Origin of the sequence: Fodinicola acaciae, from assembly GCF_010993745.1 — a bacterium.
Classification (GTDB): domain Bacteria; phylum Actinomycetota; class Actinomycetes; order Mycobacteriales; family HKI-0501; genus Fodinicola; species Fodinicola acaciae.
Window position 1 is genome coordinate 531,043 of sequence record NZ_WOTN01000002.1, and the last position, 25,606, is coordinate 556,648.

The following is a 25,606-nucleotide window of genomic DNA, read 5'->3' on the forward strand; positions in this document are numbered from 1 at the left end:
GTCAGGCATACTGCGAAGGTTGCTCATTGCGGGTGACCGGAGACCCGGCGGTTGCGCCGAAGGCTCCGGGCGCCCGGCAAGCGAGCAGAGGCAAGTGTGCGGGTCGCACGACTCGCGCGAGGGAGACGGACTTCTGGCCCGACCGCCGGTTGAGGGGATCACACCCCCTCCCGGAGATTGGTGCACGGGACTGAGGTCTGGGTCCAAGTCCGACACGCCCGACCGCGGGGGTCGGACAAACCGTGAGTATTGAAGGGTGTGGCCGCCTCGCGAGGCGGGACGGCCAGCCGCAGCGGTACGAGAGAAGGAACGTAACGACGCCATGGCGGGACAGAAGATCCGCATCCGGCTCAAGGCCTACGACCACGAGGTCATCGACTCGTCGGCGCGCAAGATCGTCGACACGGTGACGCGTACCGGTGCGTCGGTCGCGGGCCCGGTGCCGCTGCCAACCGAGAAGAACGTGTACTGCGTGATCCGCTCTCCGCACAAGGACAAGGACTCGCGCGAACACTTCGAGATGCGTACGCACAAGCGGCTCATCGACATCCTCGACCCGACTCCGAAGACGGTCGACTCGCTCATGCGGCTGGACCTGCCGGCCGGCGTCGACATCGAGATCAAGCTGTAGGGGCCGAACCGCTATGGAAAAGCAAGTGACGGGCATCCTGGGTGCGAAGCTCGGCATGACCCAGGTCTTCGACGAGAACAGCCGGATCGTGCCGGTGACCGTCGTGCAGGCCGGGCCCAACGTCGTGACGCAGATCCGGACGCCGGACACCGACGGCTACAACGCCGTCCAGCTGGCGTTCGGCGCCATCGACCCGCGCAAGGTCAACAAGCCGCAGGCCGGACACTTCGGCAAGGCTGGAGTGGCGCCGCGGCGGCACGTGGTCGAGCTGCGCACCACCGACGCCAGCTCGTACGAGGTCGGCCAGGAGCTGACCGCCGAGGTCTTCGAGGCCGGCGTGAAGGTCGACGTCGTCGGCACCAGCAAGGGCAAGGGCACCGCCGGTGTCATGAAGCGGCACGGCTTCCGCGGTCTCGGCGCCGGTCACGGCACGCAGCGCAAGCACCGTGCTCCCGGCTCCATCGGTGGCTGCGCCACGCCGGGCCGGGTCTTCAAGGGCCTGCGGATGGCCGGCCGGATGGGCAACGTGAAGACGACCACCACCAACCTGACCGTGCACGCGGTGGACGCCGAGAAGGGCCTGCTGCTGATCAAGGGCGCGATCCCCGGCCCGAACGGCGGCCTGGTGCTGGTCAAGAGCGCCGCGAAGGGTGGTGTCGCGAAATGAGCGCACTGACCGTGAACGTGCTGACCGCGGAGGGTTCGGCCTCCGGCAGCGTCGAGCTGCCGGCTGAGCTGTTCGACGTGCAGGCCAACATCCCGTTGATGCACCAGGTCGTGGTGGCCCAGCTGGCCGCCGCGCGCCAGGGGACGCACGCGACCAAGACCCGCGGCCAGGTGTCCGGTGGCGGCGCGAAGCCGTACCGGCAGAAGGGCACCGGCCGGGCCCGCCAGGGCTCGACCCGCGCGCCGCAGTTCACCGGCGGTGGCGTCGTGCACGGCCCGCAGCCGCGGTCGTACGCGAAGAAGACCCCGAAGAAGATGAAGGCCGCCGCGCTGCGCGGCGCGCTCTCCGACCGGGCCCGTGACGGCCGCATCCACGTGGTCGAGGCGCTGGTCACCGGTGAGAAGCCGTCGACCAAGACCGCGTTGGCCACGCTGAAGGCGGTCACCGAGGCCAAGCGCGTGCTGGTCGTCCTGGAGCGTGACGACGAGCTGACGTTGCTGAGCCTGCGCAACGTGCCGACCGTGCACCTGCTGTTCGCCGACCAGCTCAACACCTACGACGTGCTGGTCAACGACGACGTGGTGTTCACCGCCGCAGCGCTGACCAGCTTCGTCGGCGGCGACCTGGAGCTGGCGCCGGCCACCGAGCCGGCGAAGAAGACCTCGGTCGAGAAGGACGACGCCGACGCCAAGCCGGCCGCCAAGAAGACCGCGAAGAAGAAGGCCGACGCCGCGGAGGAGGGTGAGAAATGAGCGCCAACCCGCGCGACATCCTGATCAAGCCGGTCATCTCGGAGAAGAGCTACAGCCTGTTGGACGAGGGCAAGTACACCTTCGAGGTGGCGCCGCACGCCAACAAGACCGAGATCAAGATCGCCGTACAGCAGGTCTTCGGCGTGAAGGTCCTCAACGTCAACACGCTCAACCGGCCCGGCAAGCGCAAGCGGATGGTGTTCGGCCGCAACGGCCACACGACCACGATCTTCGGTCACCGCAAGGAGACCAAGCGCGCGGTGGTCACCCTCGCACCAGGCGAGCGCATCGAGATCTTCGGCGGTCCGGTCGGCTGACCGGGTAGAGACAACAGGGATTCATAGACATGGGCATCCGCAAGTACAAGCCGACGACGCCGGGCCGGCGCGGCTCGAGCGTGGCCGACTTCGTCGAGATCACCCGGTCCACGCCGGAGAAGTCGCTGGTCCGTCCGCTGAGCAAGTCCGGAGGCCGGAACGTGCACGGCCGGGTCACCACCCGGCACCAGGGCGGTGGCCACAAGCGGGCCTACCGGCTGGTCGACTTCCGCCGCGCGGACAAGGACGGCGTGCCGGCGAAGGTCGCGCACATCGAGTACGACCCCAACCGCACCGCGCGGATCGCGCTGCTGCACTACGCCGACGGCGAGAAGCGCTACATCATCGCGCCGACCCGGCTCAAGCAGGGTGACCGGGTGGAGACCGGCCCGTCGGCCGACATCAAGCCCGGCAACAACCTGCCGCTGCGCAACATCCCGGTCGGCACGGTCGTACACGCCATCGAGCTGCGGCCCGGCGGCGGCGCGAAGATCGCCCGGTCGGCCGGCTCCTCCGTGCAGCTGGTCGCCAAGGACGGTCCGTACGCGCAGCTGCGGATGCCTTCCGGTGAGATCCGCAACGTGGACGTACGCTGCCGCGCCAGCGTCGGCGAGGTCGGCAACGCCGAGCAGTCGAACATCAACTGGGGCAAGGCCGGCCGGATGCGCTGGAAGGGCAAGCGTCCGCAGGTCCGCGGTGTCGCGATGAACCCGATCGACCACCCGCACGGCGGTGGTGAGGGCAAGACCTCCGGCGGTCGCCACCCGGTGAACCCGAAGGGTAAGCCGGAGGGCCGCACCCGCAAGAAGAAGGCCAGCGATGCACTGATCGTCCGTCGCCGGCGCACCGGCAAGAAGCGCTGAGGAGTCTGATCAATGCCACGCAGCCTGAAGAAGGGCCCGTTCGTCGACGACCACCTGCTCAAGAAGGTGGACGTGCAGAACGACAAGGGCACCAAGAACGTCATCAAGACCTGGTCCCGCCGCTCGACGATCATCCCCGACATGGTCGGCCACACGATCGCCGTGCATGACGGCCGCAAGCACGTGCCGGTGTTCATCACCGAGTCGATGGTCGGGCACAAGCTCGGCGAGTTCGCGCCGACCCGGACGTTCAAGGGTCACGAGAAGGACGACCGGAAGGCTCGCCGCCGCTAAGCGGCCGAGGATCCAGACAGGGACTGACTGAGAAATGGCAGTAGTAGAAGGCAGCCGCGTGAACCTGCGGCGCGAACGCCTGCTCGGCGACGCGCCTGGCGCGATCGCTCGGGCCCGCTACGTGCGGATCAGCCCGACCAAGGTCCGCCGGGTCGTCGACCTGATCCGCGGCCTGCCGGCCAACGAGGCGCTGACGCTGCTCCGGTTCGCGCCGCAGGCGGCCAGCGAGCCGGTGTACACGGTGCTGGCCAGCGCGGTCGCGAACGCGGAGAACAACGAGCGCCTCGACCCGGACACGCTGCGGGTCACCCAGGTGCTGGTGGACGAGGGCCCGACGCTCAAGCGCTTCCGGCCGCGTGCGCACGGCCGCGCGTACCGGATCCGCAAGCGCTCCAGCCACATCACCGTGGTCGTGGAGAGCGCGCTCGCGGAGAAGCCGACCCGGGCCAGCAAGCGCGCGGCTCGCAAGGCCGACGCGAAGCCCGCCAAGACGGCAAGCAGCAAGGCGACCACGGATGCGTCGTCTGAGGAGTCGACGAGTTCGTCCGCGAAGGAGAGCACCGAGTAATGGGTCAGAAAGTCAACCCGCACGGTTTCCGGCTCGGCATCACGACCGACTGGAAGTCGCGGTGGTACGCGGACAAGTCGTATGCCGAGTACGTCGCCGAGGACGTGAAGATCCGCAAGCTCATGTCCAAGGGCATGGAGCGGGCCGGCATCGCGCGCGTCGAGATCGAGCGCACGCGTGACCGCGTACGAGTCGACATCCACACCGCGCGTCCCGGCATCGTGATCGGCCGCCGCGGCGCGGAGGCCGACCGGATCCGCGGCGAGCTGGAGAAGCTCACCGGCAAGCAGGTGCAGCTCAACGTCCTCGAGGTGAAGAACCCGGAGGCCGACGCTCAGCTGGCCGCGCAGGCGGTCGCCGAGCAGCTGTCCAGCCGCGTCGCGTTCCGCCGTGCCATGCGCAAGGCGATCCAGGCCGCGATGAAGAGCCCCGGCGTCAAGGGCATCCGGGTGCAGTGCTCCGGCCGCCTCGGCGGCGCCGAGATGAGCCGCTCGGAGTTCTATCGCGAGGGTCGCGTGCCGCTGCACACGCTGCGCGCCAACATCGACTACGGCCTGTACGAGGCCCGCACGACCTTCGGCCGGATCGGCGTGAAGGTCTGGATCTACAAGGGCGACGTGGTGCAGAGCCGCGCCGAGCGCGAGGCCGCCGAGGCCGCGCTGCGCCAGCAGCGTCGTGACCGTCCGCAGCGCCGCCGTGGCGGCCAGGGTGGTCAGGGTGGCGGCGGCCGTGGTGGTCGCGGTGGCCAGCGTGACGGTGGCCAGCAGGCCGCGGCCGCGCCGACCGCGGGTCCGGCCACCGAGGCTCCGGCCGCCGCACCGGCCGTAGAGTCGCCCGCCGCCGACACCGCTCCACCGCCGGCCAGCACCGAAGCACCCAAGGAGGGCTGAGTCATGCTGATCCCTCGCAGGGTCAAACACCGCAAGCAGCACCACCCCAAGCGCTCCGGCGCCGCCAAGGGCGGCACCAAGGTGGCGTTCGGTGAGTACGGCATCCAGGCGCTGGAGCCGGCGTACGTGACCAACCGGCAGATCGAGTCGGCCCGTATCGCCATCACCCGGCACATCCGCCGTGGCGGCAAGGTGTGGATCAACATCTACCCGGACCGTCCGCTGACCAAGAAGCCGGCCGAGACCCGGATGGGTTCCGGTAAGGGTTCGCCGGAGTGGTGGGTCGCCAACATCAAGCCGGGACGCGTGCTCTTCGAGCTGGCGTACCCGAACGAGCAGATCGCGCGTGAGGCCATGCGCCGCGCGATCCACAAGCTCCCGATGAAGTGCAGGGTCGTCAAACGTGAAGCAGGTGAAATCTGATGCCGGCGGCTGCTAACGAGCTGCGCGAGCTGCTCGACGACGAGCTGGCGACCAAGCTGACCGAGGCCAAGGAAGAGCTGTTCAACCTGCGCTTCCAGAACGCGACCGGCCAGCTGGACAACAATCGCCGGCTGCGTACGGTCCGCCGCGAGATCGCGCGGATCTACACGGTCATGCGGGAGCGGGAGCTGGGTCTGAGCACCGCGCCGGACGCGGTCAGCGACGAGAAGGCCGAAGAGGTGTCGGCATGAGCGAGAGCGAGAACGTGACCGAGCAGGAGCAGCCGCAGGCGCGGGAGCGCCACCGCAAGACCCGCCAGGGCCTGGTGGTCAGCGACAAGATGGACAAGACCGTCGTCGTCGCCGTCGAGGACCGGGTCAAGCACCGGCTGTACGGCAAGGTCATGCGTCGTACCAGCAAGCTCAAGGCGCACGACGAGGGCAACACCGCCGGCGTCGGCGACCGCGTACTGCTCATGGAGACCCGTCCGCTGTCGGCGACCAAGCGCTGGCGCGTCGTGGAAATCCTCGAGAAGGCCAAGTAATTACCCGTTCGGCCAGGCTCGCGACGAGCGAGAACCGGCGCGACATACAGGAGTTGACGTGATCCAGCAGGAGTCGCGACTGCGCGTCGCCGACAACACCGGTGCGAAGGAGATCCTTTGCATCCGGGTGCTCGGCGGCTCCGGTCGCCGCTACGCCGGCATCGGCGACATCATCGTTGGCACCGTGAAGGACGCCATCCCCGGCGCTGGTGTCAAGCGCGGTGACGTGGTCAAGGCCGTCGTGGTCCGCACCGTGAAAGAAAAGCGCCGCCCGGACGGCTCCTACATCCGATTCGACGAGAACGCCGCGGTGCTGATCCGCGACGGCGGGGACCCGCGTGGCACCCGTATCTTCGGCCCGGTCGGCCGGGAGCTGCGGGACAAGCGGTTCATGAAGATCATCTCGCTGGCCCCGGAGGTGCTGTAGCCATGCCGTCGTTGAAGGTGAAAAAGGGCGACACGGTGCTGGTGATCGCCGGTAAGGACAAGGGCACCAAGGGCAAGGTGATGGTGGCCTACCCGGAGACCGGCAAGGTGCTGGTCGAGGGTGTCAACCGGGTCAAGAAGCACACGCGGGTGTCCACCACCCAGCGCGGTGCCAAGACCGGCGGCATCGTCACGCAGGAGGCGCCGATCAGCGTCAGCAACGTGATGGTGATCGACGGCGACGGCAAGCCGACCCGGGTCGGCCGCCGCAAGGACGAAGAAGGCCGCACCGTACGGGTCTCGCGGCGCACTGGTAAGGACATCTGAGCATGACCACCGCAACGGAAAACAGGGTCGTACCGCGGCTGAAGACCCGGTACGCCGAACAGATCGCGCCGGCGCTGCGTGAGCAGTTCGGATACGGCAACGTCATGCAGATCCCGCGGCTGGTCAAGATCGTGGTCAACAGCGGTGTCGGCGACGCCGCGCGGGACGCGAAGCTGATCGACGGCGCGGTCCGTGACCTGTCGCTGATCACCGGCCAGAAGCCGCAGATCCGCCGGGCGCGCAAGTCCATCGCGCAGTTCAAGCTGCGCGAGGGCCAGCCGATCGGCGCGAAGGTGACGCTGCGCGGCGACCGGATGTGGGAGTTCGCCGACCGGCTGCTGTCCATCGCGCTGCCCCGGATCCGCGACTTCCGTGGCCTGTCCGACCAGCAGTTCGACGGCAACGGCAACTACACGTTCGGGCTCACCGAGCAGTCGATGTTCCACGAGATCAACATCGACTCCATCGACCGTACCCGCGGCATGGACATCACCGTGGTCACGACGGCGAAGACCGACGAGGAAGGCCGTGCGCTGCTCAAGCGGCTCGGCTTCCCCTTCAAGGAGAACTGAGCATGGCGAAGAAGGCGCTTGTCGAGAAGGCCGCGCGCAAACCGAAGTTCAAGGTGCGCGGTTACACCCGCTGCCAGCGCTGCGGACGCTCGCGCGCGGTGTTCCGGGCCTTCGGGCTCTGCCGCATCTGCGTACGCGAGATGGCGCACCGTGGCGAGCTTCCCGGCGTGACCAAGTCCTCCTGGTGACCACCTTTACGACCTCCCTTCGCCGCAGGCCCGGTGCGGTAAGCCGCGCGCGGGTACCACGGCGAGAAAGGCACTAAGCCCATGACCATGACAGACCCCATCGCAGACATGCTGACCCGTCTGCGTAACGCGAATTCGGCTTACCACGACACCGTGGACATGCCGTTCTCGAAGCTCAAGTCGCACATCGCCGAGATCCTCCAGCAGGAGGGCTACATCTCCAGCTGGACGGTCCACGAGCCGGCTGAGGGCGAGGTCGGCAAGAAGCTGACCATCGAGCTGAAGTACGGCCCGAACCGGGAGCGCAGCATCGCCGGTGTCCGCCGGGTCTCCAAGCCGGGCCTGCGGGTCTACGCGAAGTCCACCAGCCTGCCGAAGGTGCTCGGCGGCCTTGGCGTGGCGATCATCTCCACGTCCTCCGGCCTGCTCACCGACCGGCAGTGCAACAAACGCGGAGTGGGCGGGGAAGTCCTCGCCTACGTCTGGTAGCCGGGAGGAGCGAAGATGTCACGAATTGGACGGCTGCCCATCCCGGTGCCAACCGGGGTGGACGTCACCATCGACGGCCAGACCGTGAAGGTCAAGGGCCCCAAGGGCGAGCTCAGCCACACGGTGGTCGCGCCGCTGACGGTCGAGCGCGCCGAAGACGGCGCGGTGCAGATCGGCCGGCCCGACGACGAGCCGCGCAACCGCGCGCTGCACGGCCTCTCGCGCACGCTGGTCGCCAACCTGATCACCGGTGTCACGCAGGGATACGCGAAGACGCTGGAGATCGTCGGTACGGGTTACCGCGTCACCGCCAAGGGCCAGGACCTGGAGTTCGCGCTCGGGTTCAGCCACCCGGTGCTGGTGAAGGCGCCGGCCGGGATCACCTTCAAGGTCGAGCGTCCGACGATCTTCTCGGTCGAGGGCATCGACAAGCAGCTGGTCGGCGAGACCGCGGCGAAGATCCGCAAGATCCGTCCGCCAGAGCCGTACAAGGGCAAGGGCGTGCGCTACCAGGGTGAAGCCGTACGCCGCAAGGCTGGAAAGGCTGGTAAGTAATGGGTGCCACTCTGCTGCGCCGCTCGGCTTCGGCCAACGCGTCGCAGGCGCGCCGGATCGGCAAGGCCCGCCGGCATTTCCGGATCCGCAAGAAGGTCGTCGGCACCGAGGCGCGGCCGCGCCTGGTGGTCAACCGGTCGACCCGGCACATCCACGTGCAGCTGATTGACGACCGGGCCGGTCGTACGCTCGCCGCCGCGTCGACGCTGGACGCGTCGATCCGTGGCGCCGACGGCGACAAGAAGTCGCTGGCCAGCAAGGTCGGCGCGTTGCTGGCCGAGCGGGCCAAGGCGCTGGGGATCGAGGCGGTGGTCTTCGACCGCGCCGGCCAGACCTACCAGGGCCGGATCGCCGCGCTGGCCGAAGCGGCCAGGGAAGGCGGCCTGAAGTTCTGATGATTGGCATGACGAGCAGGAACACTGGAGGGAACGCCTGATGCCTGGTCAGCAGCGCCGAGGCGGAGGAGGCGGCGAGCGCCGCGACCGCCGGGACGGCGGCCGGGGCGGGTCCGCTCCGGAGAAGTCGCCGCACATCGAACGGTTGATCACCGTCAACCGGGTCGCCAAGGTCGTCCAGGGCGGCCGCCGGTTCAGCTTCACCGCGCTCATGGTGGTCGGTGACGGCGACGGCAACGTCGGGGTCGGCTACGGCAAGGCCAAGGAGGTGCCCTCGGCGATCGCCAAGGGTGTCGAGGAGGCCAAGAAGAACTTCTTCAAGGTGCCGCGGATCGGCGCCACCATCCCGCACCCGGTGCAGGGTGAGGCGGCGGCCGGTGTCGTACTCCTCAAGCCGGCCAGCCCGGGAACCGGTGTGATCGCCGGCGGTCCGGTGCGTGCCGTGCTGGAGTGCGCCGGCATCCACGACGTGCTGAGCAAGAGCCTCGGCTCGTCGAATCCGATCAACATCGTGCACGCGACCGTACAGGCGCTGCGTGAGCTGAAGCGTCCCGAGGAGATCGCGGCCCGCCGCGGCCTGCCGCTGGAGGACGTGGCTCCGGCCGCCATGCTGCGGGCTCGTGCCGGTTCGGGGGCATGAGATGGCACGCCTGAAGGTCACCCAGATCCGGTCCGGGATCGGCAACAAGCAGAACCAGCGGGACACCCTGCGCTCGCTGGGTCTCAAGCGGATCCACGACGTGGTCGTCAAAGAGGATCGGCCTGAGATCAGGGGCATGGTCAAGACCGTGACCCACCTGGTCCGGGTCGAGGAGGTCGAATAGCCATGGCACTGAAGGTCCACCACCTTCGCCCGGCCCCCGGTTCGCACACCGCGAAGACCCGGGTCGGCCGCGGTGAGGGCTCCAAGGGCAAGACGGCCGGCCGCGGTACGAAGGGCACCAAGGCTCGCTACCAGGTGCGGGCCGGCTTCGAAGGCGGCCAGATGCCGCTGTACATGCGGCTGCCGAAGCTGAAGGGCTTCAAGAACCGGTTCAAGGTCGAATACCAGGTGGTCAACCTGGACCGGCTGGCCGAGCTGTTCCCGCAGGGCGGCGAGGTCGGCGTCGACGAGCTGGTCGCAGCCGGCGCCGTACGCAAGAACAAGCTGGTCAAGGTGCTCGGCACCGGCGACCTCGGCGGCGTGAAGCTGACCGTGAAGGCGCACGCCTTCTCCGCTTCGGCAAAAGAGAAGATCGCCGCCGCCGGCGGCAAGGCCGAAGAGCTCTAGAGTTGTCGAGCGGAGTCACTTTCCCCCGAATCGGTTCCGATTCCGGTGGGATCGTGCCTCCGCTCACAACTGCCTGTTAGGGTCTGCATTCGACGCCTCTGGCCGATGGCCGGAGGCGCCTGACATACCATCAATCGGTTGGCCGGGGCCCGACCCCGGACTTGGAAACCTATATGCGGATCGCCGGCCGGTCCGCGCGCAGGAGGACATGTGCTCGCCGCTTTCGGGAGGGCTTTCCGTACGCCCGACCTGCGCAAGAAGATCCTCTTCACGCTGCTGATCCTGGCAATCTACCGGCTCGGCGCGACGCTGCCGTCTCCCGGCATTTCGTACGCGAACGTGACGAAGTGTATCGACACCGCCTCCGCCAACGGCAAGACCGAAGACGTCTTCACCCTGCTCAACCTGTTCTCCGGCGGAGCGCTGCTGCACCTGACGGTGTTCGCGCTCGGCATCATGCCCTACATCACCGCCAGCATCATCCTGCAGCTGCTCGTCGTGGTCATCCCGCGGCTTGAGCAGCTGAAGAAGGAAGGCCAGGCCGGCCAGGCCAAGATCACCCAGTACACCCGCTATCTGACCATCGGCCTGGCGATCCTGCAGACCACCGGCTACATCGCGCTGGCGCGGTCGGGCCAGCTGTTCGGCGGCGCGCAGAACTGCGACCCCAACACCAACCCGATCATCCCGGTTAGCACCCACATGCCGTACTGGCTGACGCTGACCACCCTGGTCATCACGATGACCGCCGGCACCGCCGTCATCATGTGGCTGGGCGAGCTGATCACCGACAAGGGTGTCGGCAACGGCATGTCGGTGCTGATCTTCACCAACATCGCGGCCCGCATCCCGGCCGAGGGTGGCTCGATCTACCAGAAGGGCATCGTCCCCTTCATCATCGTCTGCATCATCGGCGTCGTGGTCATCACCGCGGTGGTGTTCATCGAGCAGGCGCAACGGCGGGTGCCGGTGCAGTACGCGAAGCGGATGATCGGCCGGCGGATGTACGGCGGCACCTCGACCTACATCCCGCTGAAGGTCAACCAGGCCGGTGTCATCCCGGTGATCTTCGCGTCCTCGCTGCTCTACCTGCCGCAGCTGATCACCCAGCTGGTCGACCCGCAGAACAGCAGCGCGGTCGGCACGTTCATCCAGCGGTGGATCGTGGACCCGAGCAAGTGGTCCTACATCCTGATCTACTTCGCGCTGATCATCTTCTTCACCTACTTCTACGTGGCGATCACCTTCAACCCGACCGACGTCGCCGACAACATGCGCAAGTACGGCGGGTTCGTACCAGGCATCCGGCCCGGCCGGCCGACGGCGGAATACCTGGACTTCATCCTGTCCCGGATCACCCTGCCCGGCTCGCTGTATCTCGGTGTCATCGCGATCCTGCCCAACCTGTTCATCAACCTGGCCGGCGGCGCGCAGAACACCCAGAACTTCCCGTTCGGTGGCACCGCGGTGCTCATCATGGTCGGTGTCGGCCTGGAGACGGTGAAACAGATCGACAGCCAGCTGATGCAGCGGAACTACGAAGGATTCCTCCGGTAGTGCGGCTGGTACTGGTCGGTCCCCCCGGCGCGGGCAAGGGGACACAAGCCGAATTCATCGCCGCTCATCTCTCGGTGCCGAAAATCAGCACCGGGGACATCTTCCGCGCCAACGTGGGCCAGAAGACGCCGCTCGGCGTCGAGGCGAAGAAATACATGGACGCCGGGCTGCTGGTGCCGGACGAGGTGACCATCAAGATGGTCCGCGACCGGCTGGACGAGCCGGACGCCGCCGACGGGTTCCTGCTCGACGGCTTCCCGCGGACGATCCCGCAGGCGGAAAACCTGGACGAGCTGCTGGACAAGGCCGCCACCCCGCTGGACGTCGTGCTGGAGCTGGTCGTCGACGACGACGAGGTCATCCGCCGGCTGAGCGGTCGCCGGCAGTGCCGCGGCTGCGGCCGGATCTGGCACGTCGAGTTCGACCCCACCAAGGTCGAGGGTGTCTGCGACCGGTGCGGCGGCGAGCTCTACCAGCGTGACGACGACAAGCCGGAGACGGTCGCCGAGCGGTTGCGCGTGTATGCCGAGTCGACCGCGCCGCTGGTCGACTACTACGGCGCTCAGGGCAAGCTCGTCGGCATCGACGCGACCGGCCCGGTCGAGGACATCACGCAGCGCGCGATCGACGCGCTCGAGCCGTTCAACAAATGAGGCCGTTCCGCCGGTCCACGATCCAGCTCAAGACGCCCGGTGAGCTCGACGCCATGCGCGCCGCCGGCCTGGTCGTACAACGCGCCCTGGCGGCCGCGACGGCGGCCGTACGCGCCGGTGTGAGCACGGCCGAGCTGGACGCGATCGCGGAGGAGTCCATCAGGTCCGAAGGGGCCGTACCGTCGTTCAAGGGCTATCACGGCTTTCCGGCGTCGATCTGCGCGTCGGTGAACCAACAGGTCGTGCACGGCATCCCGAGGTCGACACAGGTCCTGGCCGACGGCGACCTGATCTCGATCGACTGCGGCGCGATCCTGGACGGCTGGCACGGCGACTCCGCGGTGACCCTGCCGGTCGGCGCGGTCAAGCAGGACTACCTGCGGATGTCGTCGGTGTGCGAGAAGTCGATGTGGGCGGGGATCGCCGCCGCGGTGGTCGGCGGCCGGCTGACCGACATCAGCCACGCCGTGGAGACCGCCGTCGGTGAGTCGTACGGGATCGTGGCCGGCTACGGCGGCCACGGCATCGGCACCGAGATGCACATGGAGCCACACATCCTCAACTTCGGCAAACCAGGCAAGGGGCCGCGGTTGGTGGCCGGCATGGCGCTGGCGATCGAGCCGATGATCACCTACGGGGATCCCGAGGTCAGTGAGCTCTCCGACGGCTGGACCGTGGAGACCGACGACGGGTCCGTGTCGGCGCACTGGGAACACACGATCGCGCTCACCGACTCCGGTCCATGGGTCCTGACCGCCGCCGACGGTGGAGCGTCGGCGCTAGGTGCCGCGGTGAGCGAGAAGGCCCGCTGAGACCTACGCACTCGCTTGATGCGTACTGCGGTCGGGTGTGTGGGTTTCGGGTGTTGGGTCTTCTGGTTGTTGCGTTTGGGGTGGTTGCGCCTGTGCGGCGGGCGACCTCAAGGGGAGGGCGCGGGTTTGTTCGTGGTGGGGTGGGTGCCGCGGTGCGGTTGGGTTTGTGGGGTGGACAGCCGCGTGCTGGGAGCCCGTCATGTCGGCCGATTTCGACTGCCGGGCGCGGCTTGCGGTGGTCGTTTGTCCTAGTTTGATGCCCTGTTAAGCAAGTATTACCTCGGTGGGGCGCCTCAACTGAGTCGCCAGCCACAGGAGTCACATCCGTAACAGCCTCGATGCAAGTAAGGCCTCCTCGCGTGCGCTGGATGCACGTAAGGGGGCCTTGCCACCCTCGCCCAAACCGGCAAGACGGGCATTTAGCGTTACATCAACGTGTTTGGTCACGGCGAGGTGTGCTCTGACCTGACCCAGGTGCGCGCCGGCCGGAGGGCATCGATGCCTAGTTTTTCGGACAGTAGCTGAGGGCTCAACGCACGCATGGTGGCCATGCGAACATGAGGCCATGCCCACGTACGCGTACCGGTGTCGGGAGTGCGACACCCAGTTCGAGCAACAGCGGCCGATGAGCGAGTCGTCGGCGCCGGCCACATGCCCCACCGGTCACGACGACACGGTGAAACTGCTCACGACGGTCGCGCTCACCGGGCGGGCCGGCGGGGGTGCGCCGGCCGGTGGCGGTTGTTGTGGTGGCGCCTGCGGTTGCGGCGGATGAGCGAGGCGATCGACTCGCTGGCCTGGATCCACGTACGCGACCGGCGGCTGCTGTCGGTGCGTACGCGCGGCAAGGACAAGTTCTATCCGCCCGGCGGCAAGCGCGAGCCCGGTGAGAGCGATGTCGCGCCGCGGCCGGGACGTGAGAGCCTGTCGGTAATCGGCGGCACGCGATAGCCGAGCCCAAACACCGCCTGCCGGCACCGGACGAAACCCCACCATAGCGCTGCTATTTGGGGCTCCGTCCGGCACCGGCAGAGCGACGTTTGGATCTCGACTCTCGCGCACCACCGTTTACCAACAGGCTCTGAGATCGCCGAGCTGGACTGGCTGGCGGCCGGCGACGCGGACCGGTGTCCACCAGCCGGGCGGCGTACACTTGACGTGTCGCATTCGGCCGGCAGCGTCGACTGACCGGCGTGCGCCGGGGGCGATTGGAAGACATCGCGCCGTGCGGCGTACACTTCTTGGTTGGCGCTCGACGTCCGCTTACGTGGCCTGTGGCGCTCCAGCGAGACCCAGCCTAACGGCATGTCTCGAACAGGTTCTGGTACGACACGATTGCGGAGGACATGCCGAAGAAGGACGGCGCCATCGAGATCGAGGGTCGGGTGGTCGAGCCGCTGCCGAACGCGATGTTTCGCGTCGAGCTGCAGAACGGTCACAAGGTCCTCGCCCACATCAGCGGCAAGATGCGGCAGAACTACATCCGTATCCTGCCCGAGGACCGGGTTGTCGTGGAGCTCTCTCCGTACGACCTGACGCGTGGCCGCATCGTCTACCGCTACAAGTAGTTCCCTTTCCACTTCAGGTTCCCGCTGGTCACACGGCTGGTGCGGACGTACGAGGAGAAGCGCAGCCGTGAAGGTTCAGCCGAGCGTGAAGAAGATCTGCGACAAGTGCAAGGTGATCCGCCGGCACGGTCGCGTGATGGTGATCTGCAGCAACCTGCGCCACAAGCAGCGCCAGGGCTGATCCGCCACACAACCACACAACGCGTCGCACCTGGCAGCGTCAGGACACCTTCGGTCGGAGGCCGGAGCCCCGCGGACATCCCCGGGGAGCGCGACGTGCCACACCTCCGCGCACTGAAGGAGTACGTCCAGACATGGCACGTATCGTCGGCGTCGACCTCCCCCGCGAGAAGCGGGTCGAGATCGCACTGACCTACATCTACGGCGTGGGTCGCACCCGCTCGCTGGAGACCATCAAGGCCACCGGCATCAACGCGGACACGCGCGTACGTGACCTCTCCGACGAGGAGCTGGTCCGGCTGCGCGATCACATCGAGGCCAACTACAAGGTCGAGGGTGACCTCAAGCGCGAGGTCAACGCCGACATCCGGCGCAAGATCGAGATCGGTTGCTACCAGGGCATCCGGCACCGCCGCGGGCTGCCGGTCCGGGGTCAGCGCACGCACACCAACGCGCGCACCCGCAAGGGACCGAAGAAGACCGTGGCCGGCAAGAAGAAGGCCGGCAAGAAGTAAGTCCCCGCAGACCGATCTGACCTTGGAGTTCTAGACAGATGCCCCCGAAGTCCCGCACCGGCGCCAAGAAGGTCCGGCGTAAGGAAAAGAAGAACGTCGCGCACGGCCACGCGCACATCCGCAGCACGTTCAACAACACGATCGTCTCCATCACCGACCCGACCGGCGCGGTCATCAGCTGGGCCTCGGCCGGCCACGTCGGTTTCAAGGGCTCGCGCAAGTCGACGCCGTTCGCCGCGCAGCTGGCCGCCGAGTCGGCCGCCCGCAAGGCGCAGGAGCACGGCATGCGCAAGGTCGACGTGTTCGTGAAGGGTCCCGGCTCCGGACGGGAGACCGCGATCCGCTCGCTGCAGGCCACCGGCCTGGAGGTGGGCACGATCCAGGACGTGACGCCGATGCCGCACAACGGCTGCCGGCCGCCCAAGCGTCGCCGGGTCTGACCGTACGCGCACAAACCGGGTCGGCCGGACCGATGGCCGATCCGGAGCACGTCAAGGCGTCATATAGCGGTCGCCTTGGACTGTAGGAGGAAACACCGTGCTGATCACTCAGCGCCCCACCCTGACCGAGGAGTCGGTCGACGAGTTCCGCTCCCGGTTCATCATCGAGCCGCTGGAGCCGGGCTTCGGCTACACCCTGGGCAACTCGCTGCGGCGTACGCTGCTGTCGTCCATCCCGGGTGCGTCGGTCACCAGCATCAAGATCGACGGCGTGCTGCACGAGTTCACCACCGTGCCGGGCGTCAAGGAGGACGTGACCGAGCTGATCCTCAACCTCAAGGGGCTCGTGGTGAGCTCCGAGGTGGACGAGCCGGTCACCATGTACCTGCGCAAGCAGGGCCCCGGTGACGTCACCGCCGCCGACATCGCGCCGCCGGCCGGTGTCACCGTTCACAACCCCGAGCTGCACATCGCGAGCATCAACGCGAAGGGCCGGCTGGAGATCGAGCTGACCGTCGAGCGGGGCCGCGGCTACGTCTCGGCCGTGCAGAACAAGCAGCCGGGCCAGGAGATCGGCCGGATCCCGATCGACTCGATCTACTCGCCGGTGCTGAAGGTCACGTACAAGGTCGAGGCGACCCGTGTCGAGCAGCGGACCGACTTCGACAAGCTGATCGTGGACGTGGAGACCAAGAAGTCGATCACGCCGCGGACCGCGCTGGCCTCCGCCGGCTCCACCCTGGTCGAGCTGTTCGGCCTGGCCCGCGAGCTGGACGAGACCGCGGAAGGCATCGACATCGGCCCGTCGCCGACGGACGCGGCGCTGGCCGCCGACCTGGCGCTGCCGATCGAGGAGCTGGACCTGACGGTCCGCTCGTACAACTGCCTCAAGCGCGAAGGCATCCACACCGTCGGCGAGCTGGTCACGCGCAGCGAGGCCGACCTGCTGGACATCCGCAACTTCGGCGCCAAGTCGATCGACGAGGTCAAGGTCAAGCTGTCCGGCCTGGGCCTGGCGCTGAAGGACTCCCCTCCCGGGTTCGACCCGGCCAACGTCGTCGACACGTTCTCGGATGCCGGGTACGACGACGGCGTCGATTACGCCGAAACCGAGCAGCTGTAAGGCTGTAGCTGCCCGGGTCACAAACCCGGGGATCTCACGAGGAGCACGACATGCCCACCCCCACCAAGGGACCCCGCCTCGGCGGTGGCCCGGCGCACGAGCGGCTGATGCTGGCCAACCTGGCCACCTCGCTGTTCGAGCACGGCCGGATCACCACCACCGTGGCCAAGGCCAAGCGGTTGCGTCCGCTGGCGGAACGGCTGATCACCTTCGCCAAGCGCGGCGACCTGCACGCTCGGCGCCAGGTGCTGACGGTGGTGCGCGACCGCGACGTGGTGCACACGCTGTTCGCCGAGATCGGGCCGCGGTTCGCGCAGCGGCCCGGCGGCTACACCCGGATCGTCAAGGTCGGCAACCGCAAGGGTGACAACGCGCCGATGGCGATCATCGAGCTGGTCGAGGGCCTGACCGTGGCGCAGGAGGCGGTCGGCGAGGCCGAGCGCGCCCGCGGCACCCGGTTCGCGCGGCGCAAGTCCGACGCCGTCGAGGCGCTGGCCGGCGACACGGAGGCCGAGGAGACGACCGAGACGGCCGAGGCCGAGGTCGCGGAGAAGCCGGCCGCGTCCGACGCCGAGGTGGTCGAGGACCCGACCGCGGCCGGTCCGTACGGCGAGGGCTCGGCCGAGCCGCTCGAGGACGGCTCCGCGCCGGAGGGCTTCCCGGTCAAGGGCAACAAGGACTCGATGAAATACCACACCGAGGACAGCCCGTACTACGACCGTACGGTCGCCGAGGTCTACTTCGCGTCCGCCGAGGCGGCCGAGGCGGCCGGCTTCGAAGCCACCGCGGCGGAGAAGGACTGAGCCAGATCACCCGAGACGAGCCCGCTCTTCCCGATGGGGAGAGCGGGCTCGTCCGTTTGCGTCTGGACGTGTCGTACGACGGCGCCGGCTTTTCCGGCTGGGCCGTGCAGCCGGGCCGTCGTACGGTCGCCGGCTGCGTGCTGGAGGCGCTGTCGCTGCTGCTGCCCGGACACGGCCGGCTGGTGGTCGCCGGCCGTACGGACGCCGGCGTGCACGCCATCGGTCAGGTGGCGCACGTCGACGTGCCGGCGCAGACCTACCAGGAGCGCGCGGAGAAGCTGCTGCGCGGCTTCGCCGGGGTGTTGCCGCCGGATGTACGTGTGCGGGCCGTACGAGCCGTCTCTGCCGACTTTGACGCACGGTTCTCGGCGCTGCGCCGGCACTATCGCTATCGGGTCACCGACGCGCCGTGGGGACCCGAGCCACTGCGCCGCCACGACACGATCGGCTGGCCGCGGCCGTTGGACGTGCCGGCGATGGCGGCGGCCGCGGACCGGCTGCTCGGACTGCACGACTTCGCGGCGTACTGCCGCCGGCGCGAAGGCGCCACGACGATCCGTGAGCTGCAGCGGCTGGAGGTCGTACGCGCCGAAGTCGTCGAGATCTCGGTGTCGGCCGACGCCTTCTGCCACTCGATGGTCCGCAGCCTCACCGGTGCCCTGCTGGCCGTCGGTGACGGACGCTGTGCGCCGTCGTGGCCGGCCGAGCTGCTGAGCCGCCGCGAGCGGGCCAGCGAGGTCGTGGTGGCGCCCGCCGGTGGGCTCACGTTGGTCGCGGTCGACTATCCGGAGGACACCGAACTGGCCGCACAAGCGGTCCGTACGCGCCGCATGCGGTCCTAGGGTCTGCTTCGAAGTCCCACGCGGCGACTCTCATCCACGTGGGACTTCGAAACAGACCCTAGGCTGTCCTGGTGAGTTCCCCGGGGGACGGACCGGTCGACTGGTCGAAGCAGTGGCAGCTGCCACCGGACCAGTCGCGTCCGCGCCAGCCCGGCGAGGACTGGCTGCGGCCGGCCGGCTCGGCCTGGCAGCCACCGCCGGCCTGGCCGCCTCCTCAGCCTCCGCAGCAACCCGCGAAGCCGCCGCCTCCTCCGCGGCGGCCGAAGCGCGGTCGCCAGCCGCGTCCAGGCCTGACCCGCGTGTTGGTCGCGGGCGGCGTGGCGGTCGTACTCGCTGGCGGGGTCACCGGCGCGATCGTGCTGGCGCAGTCAAATCTGCTGCCGGTGTCAACGCCGCCTTCGACCGCCTCGCCGAAACCGGCCGCGACGAAGGCGCAGCCGGTCGACATCACCAGCCGGCTGCGCGACCCGCGGCCGTTCACCGCCACCGAGCTGTTTCCACGTCCGTCCGAGACGGTGTCCGGCCGCGGCTACCGGCTGCTCGGAAGCGAGGCGCTGGCCGACTGTACGACCGCGGCCAACGGAGCGGCGATGAACGCGCTGGCGCAGCGCGGCTGCAACCAGGTCGTACGCGGCACCTGGCAGGACGCCGGCGGCCGGTACGTCGTGACGGTCGGCCTGGCCAACCTGCCCACGACCGGCGACGCGCAGCAGGTGATCGCCGTGTTGCGCGACCCGAACAAGGGGGCCTTCCTGCCGTACGCGGTCGCCGGCACGCCGGCCGCGACCTTCGACGGACGTACGCCGACGCTGGTCGGCTGGCAGGCGCAGGGCCACTACCTGGTGTTCTCGGTGGCCGCGCCGGCCGGACCGCCGGCGAGCCTGGCCGACCCTGGGTTGAAGCAGGCCACCGCCGACCTGCGGGACGTGGTCGGCAACGCGCTCCTGAAGCGCGCCGTCGGTGGCTAGCCCGGCAAGAAACGGCACGCCCCTTTCCGTGCATCCAGTGCACGGGAAGGGGCGTGCCGAAAAAACTAGCGGGTGTTGAGGATCAGGTTGATGTTGGCCAGCAGGCCCTGACCCATGTCCTTGGCCGGCGGGTCGCTGGTGTTGGTGGTGCCGCCGTCGGCGCGCGCCACGATGCTCCAGCCGATGTAGTGGCCGCGGTTCTTGTTGGAGCAGATGACCACGCTGGCGGAGGTGTTGTTGAAGTTGGCCGCCACCGTGCCGGGGACCCGCAGCGGTGTCCAGAAGCCCTTGTTGGGGTCGGCGAAGATCGCGTCGCCGACCGACTTCGCGCTCGCCTCGTCGGCCATGTTCGCGATGCCGACGGTCGCCACGTACTGCCGCGTGTTGTCCACGTACGTGGCGCGCAGCACCTGCGAGCAGTTACTGCTGGCGATCAGCGTGGTGGCCGTGCCGCTGGTGGCCCGCGTGCAGGTCGGCGGCGCCTCCACGGCCAGTCGGGTGAACGTGCGGCCGTTGTAGGTCACCGTCGTACGGCCGAACAGCTCGTCGGTGGTCACCGGCGTCGGGTCGGTCGCGCGCGAGGAGATGTCGTGCGCCGCCGACGGCGACGGCGACGGCGACTCGGTCGGGCCCTGCGTCGGACCGGTGCTCTGCGACGGAGTGGGCTTGGGCTTGGGCTGGTTCGCGGCGTAGATCAGGTAGCCGCCGCCACCACACAGCGCGAGCAGCACGACGACGCCGATCACCACGAGCGTGACGATCAGGCCGGTGCGGCTCTGCTTCGGCGGCGGAGGTGGCGTCCCGTACGGCGCACCGGACGGCTGGCCGTATGGCGGACCCGAAGGTTGGCCGTAAGGCGGCGCGGAGGGCTGACCGTAGCCGCCGCCCTGCGCGTACGGGTCCGGCTGGCCATATGGCGGCGCGGACTGCTGACCGTACGGGTCGGGCTGGCCGTAGGTGTTGGTCGGCTGGCCGTACTGGTCGCCGGTCTGCTGGCCGTAGGGGTCGGCTGGCTGGCCGTACGGGTCGGACTGCTGACCGTAGGGATCCTGCTGCGGCGCGCCATAGCCGCCGCCGGAGGCCCCGTAGGAGGGGTCCGCGGGCTGACCTTGTCCGAAGTTGGCGGTCGGCGGCGACGGCTGCGAGCCGTACGGGTCTTTCTGGTACGGGTCGCCACCGTACGGTTGACCCTGCCCACCGGCATTCGGGTCGTATGTCATTCTGGTGCTCCTCGGTCCGGACGCATGCGGCCTCGCGTCGCAAGTGAGGGTAACCCCCCTGTGCACAACACCGTGCCGGGACCGAGTTTCTCTCACCCAATGGTTGGATCCGCGCTCGGCCCGGCGAAAACTCAGCTGTGAAAACGGCCGAAGTCGGTCACACTTTCGTTCCTGTGGGACATATCGAGGTTTCCGGTCTGGCGCTGACGCTGCCGGACGGCCGCGTGCTCTTCGGCGGCGTGTCGTTCCGGGTCGGCGACGGCGCGAAAGTCGCGCTGGTTGGCGCGAATGGCACCGGAAAGACGACATTGCTGCGAATTGTCGCCGGCGACCTCACCGCGAGTGCCGGTTCGGTGACCAGCAGCGGCGGAATCGGGGTGATGCGGCAGTTTATCGGCTCCATCCGGGACGAGCAGACCGTCGGCGAGCTCCTGGCCGCGCTCGCGCCGCCGCGGATCCGTGCCGCGGCCGAGCGGGTCGAGGCCGCGGAGGAGCGGATGATGCTGCACGACGACGAGCCTTCGCAGGTCGGATATGCCAACGCGCTGGCGGCCTGGGGAGACGCCGGCGGCTACGACGCGGAAGTGTTGTGGGACACGGTGACGGTGGCCGCGCTCGGCGTGCCGTACGACCGGGCCAGGTTTCGCCGGATGGCCACACTGTCCGGCGGTGAACAGAAAAGGCTCGCGCTGGAGGCGTTGCTGCGCGGCCCCGACGAGGTGCTGCTGCTCGACGAACCGGACAACTATCTGGACGTACCGGGAAAAAGGTGGCTGGAGGAGCGGCTCAACTCCTCCGCCAAAACGGTTCTTTACGTGAGCCACGACCGGGAACTGCTGTCCCGTACGGCCACCCGGGTGATCACCGTCGAAGGCGGCTCGGCATGGACGCATCCCGGTGGCTTCGACTCGTATCACCAGGCGCGGTCGGCTCGGCACGAGTCGCTGGACGAGCAGCGGCGCCGCTGGGACGAGGAACACGCCAAGCTGAAGGCGCTGGTGGTGATGTATCGGCAGAAGGCCGCGTACAACTCCGACATGGCGTCCCGGTTGCAGGCGGCCAGGACCCGGCTGGAGAAGTTCGAGGAGGCGGGGCCGCCGGAGGCCAAGCCCAGGGAGCAGAACGTACGGATGCGGCTGCGTGGCGGCCGGACCGGCAAACGTGCCCTGGTGTGCAGGGAGCTTGAGCTGGCCAACCTGATGAAAGCCTTCGACATCGAGGTCTTCTTCGGCGAGCGAGTGGCGGTGCTCGGCTCCAACGGCTCCGGAAAGTCGCATTTCCTGCGTCTGCTGGCCGGCGGCGGCTCGGATCGCGAGGCCGCCATGGAACAGGTCGCCGAGGTGCCGCACACCGGCACGGCGAAACTCGGGGCGCGCGTGCTTCCCGGACTTTTCGCGCAGACACACGAACATCCGGAGCTGGTCGACCGTATGCTGGTGGACATCCTGTGGCGCGGCGACGACCACCGCGACGGCATGGACCGGCATCACGCGATGCGCGCCTTGTCGCGATATGAGCTCGACAAGCAAGGCGACCAGGTGTTCGGCACGCTGTCCGGCGGCCAGCAGGCCCGCTTCCAGATCCTGTTGCTGGAGCTGGCCGGCGCGACGATGTTGCTGCTCGACGAGCCGACCGACAACCTCGACCTGCATTCGGCCGAGGCGCTGCAGGAGGGTCTGGAGGCGTACGAGGGGACCGTGCTGGCGGTGACGCACGATCGCTGGTTTGCCCGTTCTTTCGACCGTTTCCTGGTGTTCGGCGAGGACGGCCGCGTGTACGAGTCGGACGAGCCGGTCTGGGACGAGGGCCGCGTGCAGCGCGCGCGTTAGCCTCGGGCTTTCATCTGTTGGCCGGTGACACGGCCTAGAAATGCACGGAAGTGCCTGTCCAGTGCGGGAAACTTGGGATTGCGACGTCTCAAGGGTCACTGCACTGGAAGGCACTCCGTAGGTGAAGGTTAACAGGGTTGGCGGGTTGGTTCTGGATCCGGCTCGCGAGTCGTTGGTGTCCTCTGCTGGCGGACTGTTGTTACGGCAGACGATCCGGTTGTCAGGTGTGCGGCGAGCGTTGTCGGTAGCCCTTGATCCGTGGCGTGGTCGCCGGGTCCGCCACGGTCCGGGGAAGATCGTTTGCGACCTGGCGACCGCGGTTGCGCTCGGCGGTGACTGTTTAGCGGATGTGAGCGTGGTCCGGGCGCAACCTGGACTGTTCGGGCCGGTGGCCAGCGATCCGACGATATCGCGGCTGGTCAGCACGTTGGCTGGCGATGTTGATGCTGTCCTGCCGGCGATCCGGTCCGCGCGGGCTCAGGCGCGGTGCGCGGTCTGGAAGCGGCGCCGGCCGTTGGCCGGCCGTGCGGGTAGTCGCGACGGCGGCCAAGTCATCATCGATCTGGACTCGACATTGGTGACCGCGCACTCGGACAAAGAACGTGCCTGCGCTACCCACAAACGCGGGTTCGGATTCGCGCCGATGTGCGCGTTCGTCGACCATGGCCAGTACGGGACCGGAGAAAGCCTGGTGCTGCAACTGCGTCCTGGCAACGCTTCACCGTGGAACAAGCAGGACCATGTCCAGGCTCTGGATCTGGCGCTGGCCCAGCTGCCCGAAGGCGAGCGCGCGCAGGTGTTGGTCCGTGCCGATTCCGGCGCGTGTTCCAAGGCGTTCCTGCATCACATCACCGATCTGGGGTTGGAGTATTCGATCGGATTCCCGGCCCATGAAACGGTCAAAGCCGCGATGGAGGCTATCCCGCCGCAGGCCTGGAGACCGGCTGTTGACGGTGACGGCCAGCCGCGCGAGGGCGCGCAGGTCGCCGAGCTCACGCGATGGATGCCCGACCCGACCCCGGCAACCCGACCCGGTCCTCAACAATGGCCAGCCGGGATGCGGGTGATCGCCCGCCGGGAACGACCACACCCCGGCGCGCAACTACGCCTCACCGACCAGGACGGGTGGCGCATCACCTGCTTCGCCACCAACACCCACGGCCCCGGCTGGACACTGGACACACTGGAAGTACGCCACCGGCAACGAGCCCGTTGCGAGGACCGTATCCGCGCGCAGAAAGACACCGGCATGCGCAACCTGCCCTTCCACGGATACGCCCACAACCAGATCTGGCTGGAAATCGCCGCACTAGCGGCGGACTTGCTGGCCTGGACCCAAACCCTGGCCTGGGACACACACCAACCCGCCAGACGCTGGGAACCCAAACGCCTACGGCTACGCATCCTGGCCGTCGCCGGCCGCATCATCCACAGCGGCCGACGACGACGCCTACGACTACCCCGCAACTGGCCCTTCAACCACCTCATCGACAACGCCTGGAAATCCCTACAACCCAGCTAAAAACGACGAACCAACCCCACAACCAGGACCGGAGAACCGGCGACACAGCGCCGGAAACCAGCCCTGCCACAAACAAACACACAGACCCCACAACCAGCCAAACAGTCACTCAACTCCCACGCGAAAGATCGAGGTTAGGGCCTGTTTCGAAGTCCCACGCTGCGATAGCCGAGCCGCTGTCACATCTGTCTCGGGCCGCCTGACGGCACGGCGAAACCGCCCACGTGGCGCTGCCGCGCCGGGTGGTCCCGCCGCACCGCCAGACGACGTTTGGATCTCGACTCTCATCCACGTGGGACTTCGAAACAGCTCCTAGATGAATTATTCCAAGGGCTGGGGTAGCTTGCGTTCCTAGCTCTCGGCGCAGAGGTCGCGTGCCTGCCGCATGGTCGCGTACGCGGCCTCCGGATCGCGCCGTCCGAGGCCGCACGCGGCCGCCACGTCGACGGTCTTTCCGGTCGCCCGCTCGATAATCCCGAGGATCTGGCGCTGCTCCTCGATGGACCGGCCTTCGTGCAGGAAACCGGCCACGAACCTGGTCCGGGCCGGCAGCCGCAGCGCGGACAGCGGCCGGTAGAAGGCCTCGTCCAGCGACGGCGGCAGCTCGCCCTGGGCCAGCGGAGCGTGCAGATATTCGAAAGTGCGGCCGGCCGGCCATTTCCGCGCGATCGCGTTGGCCAGCTTGACCAACGGCGCGGCCGTACGCGGCTTGCCGAGTGCGCGGTGGCCGAGGTCGCCAAGACAGAGGTGGATGCCGAAACGCGCCCCTTCCGGCGCTTCCTTGACGAGTTTCAGCACGCTGCCCGCCATCCAGCTGGCGGCCAGTGGCGCGAGCGGACCGGCCATCGTGACGCTCACCGTCTCGGCCGGCACCTCGATCTGGAACACGACATCGCCGTCGGACTCGGCCTGGATCTGCCGGATGTCCCGCAAAGTCGCCGCGGTGAAGGCCGGCCGCGTGCGCAGCATCCGGGTCGGTCCGGTGGCGAACATCGCCAGGTTGAGGTCGCCGGGGATGCCGACCTGGTAGGCCGGCCGGATGCCGGCGGCCGCGGTGAGCCGGTCGACCACCGGGCGGTTTTCCCGGTACGCCGCCAGATAGCCGAGGTCGAAGCTGTCGCCGGTGAGCCGATGTCCTTTGCGTACGCGGAAATGCAGCTGGCTCTGGTAGTCGTGCATGTCGCCGTCCTTGGCCACCTCCAGGTCGGGGTGGTCGCGGAAGGAGTTGATCAGCCCGACGATCCAGATCCGCCGGCTGCCGGTCTCGCCGTCGGGCACCGTGGCCAGATGTGGTCCGAGCAGTTCGACGGCGGTGCCGACGGCCTCCTCGGCCGACTCGCCGGGGAGCGTACCGATCAGCAGAGCCTGCCGTGTGGACATGACCAGACCACGCTTTCGTAGCG

Annotated in this window: 38 protein-coding genes; 36 read left to right on the forward strand and 2 right to left on the reverse strand. The window is 68.2% G+C overall.

Annotated features, from left to right (window positions below; genetic code table 11):
- The first annotated feature begins 322 nt into the window (after positions 1–322).
- The 34 genes from rpsJ (at position 323) to GNX95_RS17955 (ending at position 19,632) form a co-directional block, all read left to right on the forward strand.
- A complete protein-coding gene (gene rpsJ / locus GNX95_RS17790; RefSeq protein ID WP_163508525.1) occupies positions 323–631 on the forward strand; it encodes a 30S ribosomal protein S10 in 309 nt (102 codons plus the stop codon).
- Between the two features lie 13 nt (positions 632–644).
- Positions 645–1,298 carry a 50S ribosomal protein L3 gene (gene rplC, locus GNX95_RS17795; RefSeq protein WP_163508526.1) on the forward strand — a complete coding sequence of 218 codons (654 nt, stop codon included), beginning with the start codon at positions 645–647 and terminating at the stop codon, positions 1,296–1,298.
- Positions 1,295–2,050: a 50S ribosomal protein L4 gene (gene rplD, locus GNX95_RS17800; RefSeq protein WP_163508527.1), complete on the forward strand. Its 756-nt coding sequence runs from the start codon at positions 1,295–1,297 to the stop codon at positions 2,048–2,050. The genes rplC and rplD overlap by 4 nt, the downstream gene beginning before the upstream one ends.
- On the forward strand, positions 2,047–2,367 hold the full coding sequence (rplW, locus tag GNX95_RS17805; RefSeq protein WP_163508528.1) for a 50S ribosomal protein L23: 321 nt from the start codon (positions 2,047–2,049) through the stop codon (positions 2,365–2,367). The genes rplD and rplW overlap by 4 nt, the downstream gene beginning before the upstream one ends.
- 29 nt (positions 2,368–2,396) lie before the next feature.
- Positions 2,397–3,230 carry a 50S ribosomal protein L2 gene (gene rplB / locus GNX95_RS17810; protein WP_163508529.1) on the forward strand — a complete coding sequence of 278 codons (834 nt, stop codon included), beginning with the start codon at positions 2,397–2,399 and terminating at the stop codon, positions 3,228–3,230.
- A 12-nt stretch (positions 3,231–3,242) separates the two neighbouring features.
- Positions 3,243–3,524, forward strand: a complete 282-nt coding sequence (gene rpsS / locus GNX95_RS17815) for a 30S ribosomal protein S19 (RefSeq protein WP_163508530.1) — start codon at positions 3,243–3,245, stop codon at positions 3,522–3,524.
- Between the two features lie 34 nt (positions 3,525–3,558).
- Positions 3,559–4,092, forward strand: a complete 534-nt coding sequence (gene rplV / locus GNX95_RS17820; protein ID WP_163508531.1) for a 50S ribosomal protein L22 — start codon at positions 3,559–3,561, stop codon at positions 4,090–4,092.
- Entirely contained in the window at positions 4,092–4,982 is an 891-nt protein-coding gene (gene rpsC / locus GNX95_RS17825; RefSeq protein WP_163508532.1) for a 30S ribosomal protein S3, read from the forward strand. The genes rplV and rpsC overlap by 1 nt, the downstream gene beginning before the upstream one ends.
- Positions 4,983–4,985: 3 nt before the next feature.
- Complete coding sequence (gene rplP / locus GNX95_RS17830) at positions 4,986–5,405, forward strand: 50S ribosomal protein L16 (protein ID WP_163508533.1); 420 nt, start codon at positions 4,986–4,988, stop codon at positions 5,403–5,405.
- Entirely contained in the window at positions 5,405–5,656 is a 252-nt protein-coding gene (rpmC, locus tag GNX95_RS17835; protein WP_163508534.1) for a 50S ribosomal protein L29, read from the forward strand. The genes rplP and rpmC overlap by 1 nt, the downstream gene beginning before the upstream one ends.
- Entirely contained in the window at positions 5,653–5,949 is a 297-nt protein-coding gene (rpsQ, locus tag GNX95_RS17840) for a 30S ribosomal protein S17 (protein WP_163508535.1), read from the forward strand. The genes rpmC and rpsQ overlap by 4 nt, the downstream gene beginning before the upstream one ends.
- 58 nt (positions 5,950–6,007) lie before the next feature.
- Positions 6,008–6,376, forward strand: a complete 369-nt coding sequence (rplN, locus tag GNX95_RS17845; RefSeq protein WP_163508536.1) for a 50S ribosomal protein L14 — start codon at positions 6,008–6,010, stop codon at positions 6,374–6,376.
- An 11-nt stretch (positions 6,377–6,387) separates the two neighbouring features.
- A complete protein-coding gene (gene rplX, locus GNX95_RS17850; RefSeq protein WP_163510093.1) occupies positions 6,388–6,702 on the forward strand; it encodes a 50S ribosomal protein L24 in 315 nt (104 codons plus the stop codon).
- Between the two features lie 2 nt (positions 6,703–6,704).
- A complete protein-coding gene (gene rplE, locus GNX95_RS17855; protein ID WP_163508537.1) occupies positions 6,705–7,274 on the forward strand; it encodes a 50S ribosomal protein L5 in 570 nt (189 codons plus the stop codon).
- A 2-nt stretch (positions 7,275–7,276) separates the two neighbouring features.
- A complete protein-coding gene (locus tag GNX95_RS17860) occupies positions 7,277–7,462 on the forward strand; it encodes a type Z 30S ribosomal protein S14 (protein WP_163508538.1) in 186 nt (61 codons plus the stop codon).
- An 81-nt stretch (positions 7,463–7,543) separates the two neighbouring features.
- Positions 7,544–7,951 carry a 30S ribosomal protein S8 gene (rpsH, locus tag GNX95_RS17865; RefSeq protein ID WP_163508539.1) on the forward strand — a complete coding sequence of 136 codons (408 nt, stop codon included), beginning with the start codon at positions 7,544–7,546 and terminating at the stop codon, positions 7,949–7,951.
- A 15-nt stretch (positions 7,952–7,966) separates the two neighbouring features.
- Positions 7,967–8,506 carry a 50S ribosomal protein L6 gene (gene rplF, locus GNX95_RS17870; RefSeq protein WP_163508540.1) on the forward strand — a complete coding sequence of 180 codons (540 nt, stop codon included), beginning with the start codon at positions 7,967–7,969 and terminating at the stop codon, positions 8,504–8,506.
- On the forward strand, positions 8,506–8,901 hold the full coding sequence (rplR, locus tag GNX95_RS17875) for a 50S ribosomal protein L18 (RefSeq protein WP_163508541.1): 396 nt from the start codon (positions 8,506–8,508) through the stop codon (positions 8,899–8,901). Before rplF ends, rplR begins: the two co-directional genes overlap by 1 nt.
- Positions 8,902–8,941: 40 nt before the next feature.
- Positions 8,942–9,541 carry a 30S ribosomal protein S5 gene (rpsE, locus tag GNX95_RS17880; RefSeq protein ID WP_163508542.1) on the forward strand — a complete coding sequence of 200 codons (600 nt, stop codon included), beginning with the start codon at positions 8,942–8,944 and terminating at the stop codon, positions 9,539–9,541.
- Position 9,542: 1 nt separating this feature from the next.
- Positions 9,543–9,725: a 50S ribosomal protein L30 gene (rpmD, locus tag GNX95_RS17885; protein WP_163508543.1), complete on the forward strand. Its 183-nt coding sequence runs from the start codon at positions 9,543–9,545 to the stop codon at positions 9,723–9,725.
- 2 nt (positions 9,726–9,727) lie between these two features.
- On the forward strand, positions 9,728–10,171 hold the full coding sequence (gene rplO, locus GNX95_RS17890; RefSeq protein ID WP_163508544.1) for a 50S ribosomal protein L15: 444 nt from the start codon (positions 9,728–9,730) through the stop codon (positions 10,169–10,171).
- Between the two features lie 210 nt (positions 10,172–10,381).
- Complete coding sequence (gene secY / locus GNX95_RS17895) at positions 10,382–11,728, forward strand: preprotein translocase subunit SecY (protein ID WP_163508545.1); 1,347 nt, start codon at positions 10,382–10,384, stop codon at positions 11,726–11,728.
- Entirely contained in the window at positions 11,728–12,381 is a 654-nt protein-coding gene (locus GNX95_RS17900; RefSeq protein WP_163508546.1) for an adenylate kinase, read from the forward strand. The genes secY and GNX95_RS17900 overlap by 1 nt, the downstream gene beginning before the upstream one ends.
- A complete protein-coding gene (gene map / locus GNX95_RS17905) occupies positions 12,378–13,193 on the forward strand; it encodes a type I methionyl aminopeptidase (RefSeq protein ID WP_163508547.1) in 816 nt (271 codons plus the stop codon). Before GNX95_RS17900 ends, map begins: the two co-directional genes overlap by 4 nt.
- Positions 13,194–13,758: 565 nt before the next feature.
- Positions 13,759–13,968, forward strand: a complete 210-nt coding sequence (locus tag GNX95_RS17910) for an FmdB family zinc ribbon protein (RefSeq protein WP_163508548.1) — start codon at positions 13,759–13,761, stop codon at positions 13,966–13,968.
- Positions 13,965–14,144, forward strand: coding sequence for an NUDIX hydrolase (locus tag GNX95_RS42550; protein ID WP_222853731.1), 180 nt, complete (start codon positions 13,965–13,967; stop codon positions 14,142–14,144). The genes GNX95_RS17910 and GNX95_RS42550 overlap by 4 nt, the downstream gene beginning before the upstream one ends.
- Positions 14,145–14,539: 395 nt before the next feature.
- Positions 14,540–14,761, forward strand: a complete 222-nt coding sequence (infA, locus tag GNX95_RS17920; RefSeq protein WP_163508549.1) for a translation initiation factor IF-1 — start codon at positions 14,540–14,542, stop codon at positions 14,759–14,761.
- A 67-nt stretch (positions 14,762–14,828) separates the two neighbouring features.
- On the forward strand, positions 14,829–14,942 hold the full coding sequence (gene rpmJ, locus GNX95_RS17925; RefSeq protein WP_163508550.1) for a 50S ribosomal protein L36: 114 nt from the start codon (positions 14,829–14,831) through the stop codon (positions 14,940–14,942).
- Positions 14,943–15,075: 133 nt separating this feature from the next.
- A complete protein-coding gene (gene rpsM / locus GNX95_RS17930) occupies positions 15,076–15,456 on the forward strand; it encodes a 30S ribosomal protein S13 (protein WP_163508551.1) in 381 nt (126 codons plus the stop codon).
- Positions 15,457–15,494: 38 nt separating this feature from the next.
- Positions 15,495–15,896, forward strand: coding sequence for a 30S ribosomal protein S11 (gene rpsK, locus GNX95_RS17935; protein WP_163508552.1), 402 nt, complete (start codon positions 15,495–15,497; stop codon positions 15,894–15,896).
- A gap of 97 nt (positions 15,897–15,993) precedes the next feature.
- The gene (locus tag GNX95_RS17940; protein ID WP_163508553.1) at positions 15,994–17,019 is read left to right on the forward strand and encodes a DNA-directed RNA polymerase subunit alpha; all 1,026 of its coding nucleotides are present in this window, start codon (positions 15,994–15,996) and stop codon (positions 17,017–17,019) included.
- A 50-nt stretch (positions 17,020–17,069) separates the two neighbouring features.
- Complete coding sequence (rplQ, locus tag GNX95_RS44320; protein WP_163508554.1) at positions 17,070–17,822, forward strand: 50S ribosomal protein L17, sunset domain variant; 753 nt, start codon at positions 17,070–17,072, stop codon at positions 17,820–17,822.
- Positions 17,823–17,884: 62 nt separating this feature from the next.
- Positions 17,885–18,664: a tRNA pseudouridine(38-40) synthase TruA gene (gene truA, locus GNX95_RS17950; protein WP_246281744.1), complete on the forward strand. Its 780-nt coding sequence runs from the start codon at positions 17,885–17,887 to the stop codon at positions 18,662–18,664.
- Between the two features lie 71 nt (positions 18,665–18,735).
- Positions 18,736–19,632 (forward strand): hypothetical protein, encoded by an 897-nt coding sequence (locus GNX95_RS17955; RefSeq protein ID WP_163508555.1) that lies wholly within the window; start codon positions 18,736–18,738, stop codon positions 19,630–19,632.
- Between the two features lie 65 nt (positions 19,633–19,697).
- On the opposite strand, the gene GNX95_RS17960 is transcribed toward GNX95_RS17955, so the two are convergent.
- Positions 19,698–20,852 carry a hypothetical protein gene (locus GNX95_RS17960; protein ID WP_163508556.1) on the reverse strand — a complete coding sequence of 385 codons (1,155 nt, stop codon included), beginning with the start codon at positions 20,850–20,852 and terminating at the stop codon, positions 19,698–19,700.
- 173 nt (positions 20,853–21,025) lie between these two features.
- Between GNX95_RS17960 and GNX95_RS17965 the strand changes: the two genes are divergently transcribed.
- Complete coding sequence (locus GNX95_RS17965; RefSeq protein ID WP_163508557.1) at positions 21,026–22,681, forward strand: ABC-F family ATP-binding cassette domain-containing protein; 1,656 nt, start codon at positions 21,026–21,028, stop codon at positions 22,679–22,681.
- A 121-nt stretch (positions 22,682–22,802) separates the two neighbouring features.
- On the forward strand, positions 22,803–24,203 hold the full coding sequence (locus GNX95_RS17970) for an IS1380 family transposase (protein WP_281356868.1): 1,401 nt from the start codon (positions 22,803–22,805) through the stop codon (positions 24,201–24,203).
- Positions 24,204–24,554: 351 nt separating this feature from the next.
- On the opposite strand, the gene GNX95_RS17975 is transcribed toward GNX95_RS17970, so the two are convergent.
- On the reverse strand, positions 24,555–25,583 hold the full coding sequence (locus GNX95_RS17975) for a hypothetical protein (RefSeq protein ID WP_163508558.1): 1,029 nt from the start codon (positions 25,581–25,583) through the stop codon (positions 24,555–24,557).
- Positions 25,584–25,606: the final 23 nt, after the last annotated feature.